The organism is Camelimonas fluminis, from assembly GCF_014656355.1.
Lineage (GTDB): Bacteria > Pseudomonadota > Alphaproteobacteria > Rhizobiales > Beijerinckiaceae > Camelimonas > Camelimonas fluminis.
Genome location: NZ_BNCG01000051.1, coordinates 4,148 through 13,906 on the forward strand (window position 1 = coordinate 4,148; position 9,759 = coordinate 13,906).

Annotated in this window: 7 protein-coding genes and 1 pseudogene; 5 read left to right on the plus strand and 3 right to left on the minus strand. The window is 60.6% G+C overall.

From position 1 onward, the window contains the following. The 4 genes and pseudogenes from repC to IE243_RS20680 form a co-directional block, all read left to right on the plus strand. Positions 1–1,480, plus strand: a 1,480-nt coding sequence (repC, locus tag IE243_RS20665; RefSeq protein WP_210319929.1) for a plasmid replication protein RepC, incomplete at its 5' end; no start/stop codon positions are given. A gap of 241 nt (positions 1,481–1,721) precedes the next feature. Next, positions 1,722–1,910, plus strand: a complete 189-nt coding sequence (locus IE243_RS20670; protein WP_191321215.1) for a helix-turn-helix domain-containing protein — start codon at positions 1,722–1,724, stop codon at positions 1,908–1,910. Between the two features lie 320 nt (positions 1,911–2,230). After that, positions 2,231–2,531, plus strand: a pseudogene (locus tag IE243_RS20675) (DDE-type integrase/transposase/recombinase); the annotation flags it as partial. Positions 2,532–2,696: 165 nt separating this feature from the next. Beyond that, positions 2,697–3,878, plus strand: a complete 1,182-nt coding sequence (locus IE243_RS20680) for a Fic family protein (RefSeq protein WP_191321216.1) — start codon at positions 2,697–2,699, stop codon at positions 3,876–3,878. 954 nt (positions 3,879–4,832) lie between these two features. Here the strand turns inward: IE243_RS20680 and IE243_RS20685 are convergent. From IE243_RS20685 to IE243_RS20695, 3 genes are all read right to left on the minus strand, one after another. Further along, on the minus strand, positions 4,833–5,330 hold the full coding sequence (locus IE243_RS20685; protein ID WP_191321217.1) for a hypothetical protein: 498 nt from the start codon (positions 5,328–5,330) through the stop codon (positions 4,833–4,835). A gap of 317 nt (positions 5,331–5,647) precedes the next feature. Continuing rightward, on the minus strand, positions 5,648–6,493 hold the full coding sequence (locus IE243_RS20690) for a hypothetical protein (RefSeq protein ID WP_191321218.1): 846 nt from the start codon (positions 6,491–6,493) through the stop codon (positions 5,648–5,650). Between the two features lie 104 nt (positions 6,494–6,597). After that, positions 6,598–7,950, minus strand: a complete 1,353-nt coding sequence (locus IE243_RS20695) for a DUF7986 domain-containing protein (protein ID WP_191321219.1) — start codon at positions 7,948–7,950, stop codon at positions 6,598–6,600. A gap of 509 nt (positions 7,951–8,459) precedes the next feature. On the opposite strand from IE243_RS20695, the gene IE243_RS20700 reads away from it, so the two are divergent. Next, a complete protein-coding gene (locus IE243_RS20700; RefSeq protein WP_191321220.1) occupies positions 8,460–8,870 on the plus strand; it encodes a hypothetical protein in 411 nt (136 codons plus the stop codon). Positions 8,871–9,759 lie beyond the last annotated feature (889 nt).

Here is a 9,759-nt window from a genome sequence, read left to right on the forward strand (position 1 = left end):
CCAAAACGTTGCCGTCGTGGAAGCCCTTCTCATGTGTGACAACTATGTTTTGAGCACCGGGTTGGTGATCAGTTGTCTTTTGCCTCTCCGGAGGTGCCCGATGCTCTGCGCACAGACATTAACGCCGCATGGACGGCGAACGGTCGATCTTGGCCAGGTAAAACTCAGGCTCGCCAACACCCGGCGCGCCGCGGCGGGGCCAGCTCCCGTCAACAAATGGCAGGTGTACCGCGACGTCTGCAGCGCCAGCAATCTGCTCGGCTTGCGCGACCGCGCGCTCGCCGTCCTCAACGCGTTGCTCAGCTTCTATCCGGAGCAGGAAATTACTGGCCCTTCGCCTATCGTATTTCCGTCCAATGAGCAGATATCAGCGCGGGCCCACGGGATTAGCGGCGCCACCCTGCGCCGCGCCATCACCGCACTGGTCGAGGCAGGCCTTATCGATCGCAACGACAGCCCCAATGGCAAGCGCTATGTTCGCCGCAACGCGGCAGGAGAGATCCAGCGCGCCTTCGGCTTCGCCCTCACACCGCTGATCGTGCGGGCGCAAGAACTTGCCGCCATGGCCCGGAGCGTCAGGCAGGAAGCGGAGATGCTCAGCCAAACCCGCGAGGCTTTCAGCCTCTGCCGCCGCGACGCGCGAAAACTCATTGTCGCCGCCATCGAACAGGGCGGGGAAGGTAACTGGCGTGACCTGCTTGACCGCTTCCAGACCATCGTCGGCAAGCTGTCGCGCAAGCCCGCCATCGACGAACTGCGCGCGGCGCTCGCCGCCATGACCGCGTTACGTGACCTTGTGATCAAGTCGCTGGAAAATAACACGAATGCAGCGAAAATGAGCGGCAGTGACCGTCAGAATGAGCGCCACAAAGAGAGTCACAACACAGAATCTTATAAAGAAAATTCAGAAAGAATTTCTCAGGATTTGAAGGCGCAGGCTGGATCACCTGAGGTGGATGAACCTCGCCGATCGGCCAGCCTGCCGCCTCTCGACATGGTGCTCCAGGCCTGCCCGCAGATTGTCTCCTATGCGAAAGGGCAGGACATACAGACATGGCGTGAACTGTTCATAGCCGCGACGCTCGCCAGCCAGATGCTGGGAGTCAGCAGGGACGCATGGATTGAGGCCTGCAACGCCATGGGCCCGGAAGCAGCCGCAGCCAGCCTTGCACACATCCTCGAGCGTCAAGAGACCATCTGTAACCCGGGCGGCTACCTCAGGAGCCTTAGCAAGCGTGCCTGCGCCGAAGCCTATGATCCGTGCGACATGATCATGGCCTTGCTGGCACAGAGGGCAGTGGGCATGGCGACGCCTGCCGATGATCAAACGGCGCGTATGTCGGGTCCGGAGATTTCATGCCCAGTCGGTCTGCCGACGCGGAAACTGCAGCACCTTCCGCGGAACAGGGCGAGTGCTCCAGCGCATAATCCCCGATCATACCACGGCCGCCTGTCTGGAAGTCCGCTTGCAGCATGGTGAGGCCAGAGGCGCACAGGTGGCGGTGTTCGGGCTTCTGCAAGGTTGCCGGTCTGAGTCGCCTTCCGGAAGCTGCCCAATCGCGATCCGGCGCCCGAGGAGATGAACGGCGCAGTTAGCCGCAAGCAAATTTGCCCCCATCGGGCCGTTTTGTCACGCGCACGGCGATATTTCGGGCCGATCGGTTCGGCTTCTGGATTGCAGACCGGTTCTACAGCAGATGGCCCCGGTTGGGGTGATTTGAATGCAGGCAATATCAGGGTGTCAGAGCCTCGGTCCTCTCGTTCGCACGGAGAGGAAGGCGCAACGGTTGACACAGGAACAGCTGGCAGGCCTGACAGGTGTCGGGGGGCGCTTCGTCAGAGAACTGGAGGCGGGGAAGGCGACGCCATCGGCCTCGCAAGGGGCGGGCGACCGATCACGCTCATCCTGAAGCCGTTCATTGAGGCGCTCGACGGCGCCGTTGAAAATGAACTGTTCCCGTTTTCGGCTGGCGGCGCGCCTGCATTTTCCTGCGCCTGCCGTCGTAATGCGCTAGGGTTGAACGATCCCGTTCCTGCTCGTGGAACGCGCTGCGACCTGGCGACGCTCTACAATGTGTCTGACGGCGGCCTATTCACGGTTTGCGAAGAAGCAGACCATGGGAAGCGGGGCCTGTCGCAAACTTTCTGACGTTCACGCTACATTGGTTCTGGCGGGGCCATGGAGTGGCACCGGAGAGCGACGCCATGACCCTGAACGTCCTTGCTGAGAGCCAGCGTCTATCCCGCCGCTATCAAGGATGGCATCGTCCAGGGTCTTCCCGATGCTGACGTCACCCATCGCATCTCCAAACACCTGCAACAGGTGATTGAAAGCGACCATTTCCGGCTCAAACAGATGATGCCGAAAGTGGGGTGTCTGCGCAGTTTCTACGGCGCGGCGCACGATCGCGGGTTTAGAGGCGCTGCTGTGGCTGCGCAAAGGCTTCGGCTTCGCCGGCGACTGGTCCGTCCGTTGCCAGAATGACCTGCTTGCGCTCTGTTTCGGACCGCAAAAGGTTAACGAAGCCTGAAAACAGGGGCGGCGCAGGGATTCCTGCCACTACCGCCACGGTTTGAGACAAGCCCATCATTCTCCTTGCGGCGCCCACCCCTATTTAAGAGCGCTTATTTTAGCATGCGCGCTATTTAAGAAAAGAACCAATTGTTTAAATAATGCCGCAATCGCATCATGTGGCATGTCCGAATCAACAACCAACCTCCGGCTGGGCCGCTTTGTAGAAACCCCCGTCGCGGGGGACATCGTGCGCGCCTTCGTACCGCCCTCGCTGCCTCCGGAACCGGCCATTGACGTGCTGGCCCTCCTGGAGCGGTTAAGTCTGGCCGAACGCGCTTTGGGTCGTCTGGACGGCATCACCATGCTGCTGCCACGCCAGGAACTGTTCCTTTATATGTATGTGAGGAAGGAGGCCGTCTTATCCTCCCAGATCGAAGGCACGCAATCGACCCTCACGGACCTGCTCCGCTTCGAAACGGAGGCGCAGGCCGGCCAGCCGATCGACGACATACGTGAAGTGTCAAATTACGTAGATGCGATGATGTATGGGCTGGAGCGTCTGGAAAACCTGCCGCTGTCACTACGTCTGATCCGTGAGATGCATGAGCGACTGCTGCAAAGCGGGCGCGGCGGCACGAAAAATCCCGGCGAGTTTCGGCGGTCTCAGAACTGGATCGGTGGTTCACGTCCAGGAAACGCACTGTTCGTGCCGCCACCTCCGACCGAGATGGATGCCTGTCTCGACGCACTCGAGCGCTTCATGCACGAAGACGGCTCGCGTCTGCCCGCCCTGATCAAGGCCGGCCTGCTGCACGTCCAGTTCGAAACCATCCACCCGTTCCTGGATGGAAACGGCAGGATAGGTCGCTTGTTGGTGACGCTATACCTTTGCGTCAACGGTGTGCTGCGCAAGCCGCTGCTCTATCTGAGCCTTTATCTGAAAACGCATCGCGCTGATTATTACCGTCTGCTTCAGGAGGTGCGCGAGCACGGGGCATGGGAACCCTGGCTCGATTTCTTCCTCACCGGCGTTGCGGATACGGCCAATCAGGCGTTCGAGGCTGCTACCCGTATTGTAGATCTTTTCAAGGAAGACCGCGAGCGGATTACGGCTCAGAGCGACCGGGCAGGCTCTGCCCTGCGTGTCTACGATCTTTTTCAGCAGAATCCGTTCCTTACGCCCAACCAACTCGTCCAACAAACCGGACTTTCGCCACCGACCGTGAATGCGGTGCTCGCAGATCTGGAACGGATCAGCATCGTTGAGGAGGTCACCGGGCGCAAACGGGGGCGTGTGTTCAGTTACCGGCGGTACCTCGCCATCTTGAGCGAGGGAACCGACCCACTCCCCACGACGGCCTAGCAGGCCGTTGAAAAAGTCGCTCGCCTGAGGGCATTCGGCGTGATTCATTGTCTTCGAAGGGATGCGGAGGCCGCTGGATGCGCGTTGACGACAATCGAGCGGGCGAGTTGTTCAGCTATGTCGACCTTGAGACCTGGTTCGGCGCGACCATCCGCTCCCGTCGATCGGGGGGCGTGAACCCGGCGCGCTGTAGGGTGAGTTCGCGGCGCTCTATTCTCCGATCGTGCGGGATGGTTAACCGTTTGCTATTTTTTTGCCGTCTCCGGTCCAGAGGTAGGAGTTCAACCGTTTCCAGATTTGGCCATATTCTGCCTCTCTCGGAATGTTGAAGTTCAGCGGTCAGGTTTTTGGCTGATGCGCGATGTGTCATTTATGCATCACTGGATCGATCATCGTTCATTTCGGTCCGGGGCAGCCGGATTGGCTGCTCCCTGAGCCTGAAGCCACAGCCGCTTGTCAAAGCGCATGGGCGTCAGACAGCGCCGGCGTCGCTCTGGGGGCAGGGGGCATGGGCGGGCCGGTCAGCGTCGTCAGTGCTGAACATCTCCTGCCAGATACATGGCCTGCTTGCCTGCCTGCCTGCCAGCCGCCTTGCCTGGGCGGCAGGCGACTTCATCCCCCGCACTTGCAAATCTGTATTCCTGGGTTGCGCCTGATCAGGTGAGGTCTTTGGCCTGAGCGTCGGGTAGGGCGCGTGAGAGACGCGCCTTTCACCAGTTTGACCGGCGAGTATATCCCGGCCGGCGCCCAGCCGCTGGGGGATGTGGCCAGGCGCTGCTTCAGGCCCGCCCTCACACCAGCCTGGGATGCCGCCGGCAGCCAGCAGGCCGCCGTGTCCGACGATGCGGAGCATGGAGTTGTGGCAGCGCCCAGGCAGGGTGAAACGGGAGCGGCAGCAGAAGGTGTCTCGCCAGACGCGCCCCGGTCTGGGTCATGGACTGCAGGCCCGGTGGATCATGCCGCCAGCGCTGTGGGCGTCGCGGAGATAATCGACCGCGCAACTCCTTCGAGCAGGCTCATGTCCTGCAGATTGCCGGGCTGGAACGGAACAAGCTCCCGGACCGGCAGGGCCTCCAGGCCTACCCGGTCTGCCCGCCCTGCCATGCGGCGCAGGCGAGCAGGCTCGAGGTCCAGTTGCCTGCAGTGATTTCCTCCGGCCGTCGTGGCGGACCACAGGTCGACCGCATGCGATCTCATCTGCAGGAAGAATGCCCTGTCGAACTCTTCGTCCGGGATGTGGTCCGGGAGGGAGACCTGCAGCTCGTGAGACCCCCGGTGCACGGCATCATGATCGCGGGTCATGGTGTCGCTCGCCAGCTTCATGGGAAACCAGTTTTCCCAGCCCTGCTCGAGGTGCATGCTGCCTTCATGACGGGCGCCGTAGGCAATGCGTCTGAGCATGTTCAGCGTCACCCAGACCTCGTCCGGGTGGCAGCTTGTGACCAAATGCATTGGTCGCCGGAACTGCTTTGCGAGTTGGGCGAGCCCCCCGCAGCCGGCCACAATAATGGCCCGGGTTCGCGTGGGAGGGAGAGGTGACGCCATCCCGTAGCGCGCCGCATGCGTCGGGGCGCTCGGCGAGGAGCGCCAGCCAGTGTGCAGCGGTGCTTCCACCCGGCGTGTCGGGATGGCTGTTGAGGCAGCGCACAGGGCACGGCCAAACAGGTCGAACTGGTCAGGATGGGTCTGGTTAAATGCGCTTGGGTTCATAGTCATTGTACTGTAACTTTCTGTAAAATATATTCGTCGTTCAATGGGTGACAGACAGGTCAGGCAGGAGTGTCGAAGCGGAGAGCCGCGAGTGGATGACGGGTGAGTGCAGGGTGGCGCCGCTGGGGCGCGGTCTCGGGGCAGAGGTGCTTCAGGATGATATGATGCACGAGCCTGACAAGCGCCTCGGCGTGACTGGCCCAGCGGGGGTTGAACGCCACCAGTTCATAGGCAGGCGAAAGGCGCATGTCGCTTCCGCCGGGATATCGGGTGAACCGGCGTAGCAGTTCAGGGTTCACTCCGCGCGCGGCGCAGTGATTGCGACCCTCTCCGGTCAATGACCACAGGTCGATCGAACCCTGGCGGATGTGAAGGTCGAACTGGCGGTCGAACTCAGCGCCTGACAGACCGGGTGGCAGTCCGACGATGAGCAGTCTGCCCTCCCGGCGGACGGGCCCGTTGGCCGGCAGGATGTTTCCGAACTGTATGATGGAGCTGAACCACGCATTCCAGCCCGGCTCATGACGCAGTTCATTTCCCGAAAGGTAGCGTGATCCGTATCCAGCACAGTTGTGTTCCAGCATCCTGCTATCGACCCGATCGGGGGCGCAGCAGCCGACCTTGTACAGCGGGATGCCAATCCGGAAGGCCAGCTCGCGAGCGCCCTCACATGCCGCGACGTAGATTGCGCGACAGGCGACGGGGTCATATCCGGGCAGGGAGGGCAGCTGTTCAGCATTCCCGAACAGGGGCAATTCCCGGCCGCCAATCCGCGGCCAGTCGGTGGGCAGGGCTGACCAGAGGGGGGTGGGGTAAGCAGCGGTCTTCCGCTGTGTCGCCGCGAGGGCGGGCAGCAACGGAAGGCCTGGATCGAACAGATCGTCAGTTTGAAAGGCGTGCTTCACTTGAGTGTCTCATTTTATTTTATGGGATTAGAGAAGAAAAATCTTCATTATTTATTATTACTTTAATTACAATTCTTTCCGGGGTTCCTGCGCGAGGCCGACCGCTACCGGCGCAAATTATGAACGCCGAGTTCGTTCCACATCCACTCAAAGCTGTAGGTTGCAACCGGATCGGCCGGATCGGGATGTTTTGCGGACTGGTTCTCGAGATACTTGAGCCATTCCACCACCTTTTGCCTGCCGGCGGCCGATTGTACGGCCTGACGGGGCGTCCTGCCGCCAAGCATGGGAACGGGCTGGTCAAGCGTTTCCCGATACTGACGGTCCAGGAACTGGTGGGCTACCTGCCGGGCTATCTCAGGCGGGATGTCCGCATCCGCGTCTCCAGGTCCATGACGCCGTTGATCAGCAATCATCTGTTCAGGCGTCCTGATTTCGGTCAGCGGTGCTCCGACCCGGTCGCCCAGCGCCTGCGAGAGCAGCATGCCCCCCTTGTCTGCGCGTGCTGACGAGTTTGTTGACAGATGCAGGAAGCGCCCTTTCAATTCCACATTGCCCAGCACGCGCTGACCGCTATCCATGATTGTGTCGAAGCGGAGCGCGGCGGGTTTATCGTTTTCTTTTTCTCCAGGGCTGTCTTCGAGCCAGTTCCAAAATTTTGCATTCTCCCGCGCCATCGCCGGAATGGCATTCACGCGCGCGGCGACATCCTTCTGCGTTACGCCTTTCGCCAGCGGAAACATGACGTCGTGGAACATCAGGTCGTCGCCATCTGAGTTCTGCAACGATGGCAGCCCGGCGGTCCGTTGGAGCGTGTCGGACAGCCATGCCAGTGTGAACATGAAAGCGACGGCCTGCAGCTCATGGTCTGCTACCGTCGGCAGCTTTCGTGCGCCCTTCTTTCCGAATATCTGGCGCAGCCCGTCGAGCAGCGCGTCGGTCGCTTGGGGCGTAAAAGGCAGCAGCCCGCCGGCAAGAATGTTTTTGCCAGCAACGGGCACGATACGGGCTGCGATCCTGTCCCATTGCTTCAGGGTCCTGGTAGCCGTTCCTTCACTGACAGCGACAGGCTCACCGCCGCGGACGAGATCACGCGCCATGAGCGATTTGCCGGGCACGACGTCGCTCACCTCGTAGAGGCTCATGACCGATGTCCGCAGCGCCTTCATATAGGCCTTCGTCTGAACGCGTTCGTTCCAGCCGCGGCGCTTGAGATACGCGTCGACGACATTCCCGCCGGGCACATCGAACTCCTGCGTCAGGAAATCCTCGAAGGCGCACCCCCAGAGTGTCATGGCCCAGTCCTCACCCAGAGTTTCGGCAAGGTCATCGAATTCGATGTCGCCGGCATCCAGCACGGGGCCGAGGTGACAGTCGAACACCTCTTCAAAGCACTCACGCCACTCTTCGCGCTCCAGGAACCTGATCAGCCCTTTGAGATCATGACCGGATGGCATCGTCGTCTCCCTGTTCTTACGATCTGGCGCTTGCGCCGAATGCGTGGGGTTCCTGTATCGGGCCAACTGCGGCAGCCGCCGGTTGTGGCCTCGGCCTTCCGGGGCGACCTGGCGAACGCCCGGGCGGCCCGGTTACAGAGGTGGCCCACCCGACCCCGGCATTCGCATATCCCACCAGGATGACGGGTGGCAGATGCAGGCGCAAGGAACGGCATGACCCGTTCCAGCTATCGGGCCTGCTGCGGCATTCTCAACGAATTCCGGGGAAGGCTCCAGAAGGGCGGGCGCCGCATCCTGACGTTGTCTGGCGGGCACGCATGGCGGTTGTGGCTCGAAGTGGCCGCAGGCACGAATGGCCACTCCGGGGGAGGCGTCGGGATCAGATGGCCGCCGCCTTGATCGTCTTTGCTCGTCTCAGCGCGGGCTGACCCCCCACTCCCATCGGACCTCGGATTGATACGACTGGCCGCCAAAAAAAAGCGGCTTTTTCTTTGGTCGCGTCGTAGTATATGGAAGTTGACAGCGCAGACGCAGAACAGTGGGGCGACATGCTTAAAATTCCATACGAAAGCCTTCGTGTTACCGAGGAAAGTGAGCATGGCTTCCGCGTTGAAATTCTGCCGGTGGCGAGGGCTACCGATGGCGTTTCTGTATTCATCCGCCGTGAGTTCTTTCCGCAGATCCTTGCTGCCATATCGAACAGCATGAACGTCATTCCCTCCGCAAAGCAGACGGTCAAGACAGCCTGGCAGCCGGCCGGCGGCCCCTCAGTGGAACCCGCGTTGGACAGCATGAGCGAAGACGATGTCGCGGCCATCTGGCTCCGGGAAGGCGTTGTTGCGGATGCGGAAGATCATCCGTCCCCGGATCCGGCAGAGCCTACACGCCCATCGTTAATCCGTTTGCTCACGCGCAGATGAGTTGGAACAATCTACTCAGCCATGCGTTCTGTTGCCCGGCGTCGGCATGGCCCCTGAGAGACCCTCAAAGCTGCCTTCGGGCGGTTTTTTGGGCCTTTCGCAAGATCAAATGATCATTCAGAACGAACTATCCCGTGATGCGATGTGAATGGCGATTATTCCGGCCGATTTCCTCGACCGTGGCAGCAAATTCCTCACCGCAGAGCCCGACAACGATTGCGCGGACCTTGTCCGCTTATTCCTGCGTCAGCGACAGGATTGGTTCTGTATCTCGCGTGTGAATCCCCCAAATGATGGTTGCCGTCCCCCCGGACGGCTATCAATCATCGGGGGAGGTGCGGTTTTGGGCAACGACGCCCGATGCCGCGGCGGCTGGCATAGGGCCACGCAGACCCGCTCCTGTGCGGCTTTGGCGTGGGTCACCATCAATCGCTTCGTTACGGGCCCCGGTTCGAAGCGCGCCTGATAAACACGACGATGACATAACCCACAGCGCAGATTTCGGCAGCGGCAATGGCGACTTTCATGTCCATGATGCGCCCCCCGGCTATCCTTGAACAGACAGAGATTACTGTCTGCTTGTGACAAAGCATCACGGTTTGGCGGCGGCAGATGATTGATTGATAGTTGACGGCCAAGCCCGCATACCTGCGGGATCTGGCGCAGTTCTATGAAGATCGGGGACACGTCGATGTAAGCCAGGAACTTCTGGCACTTGAACAAAAAGGCCTGGCAAGATGATGGGTGAATCTCTCTTCAGTAATTTGACGTCAGATGCCATTGCCAACGCCATCCGAGCTGCCGAGCATTCGGTTTGCTACGCTGTTGTTTTTCACCCAGAACTGAGCCGGTTTCTCGGGTAATTTCCACTGAGAATTGAGCCATGTGA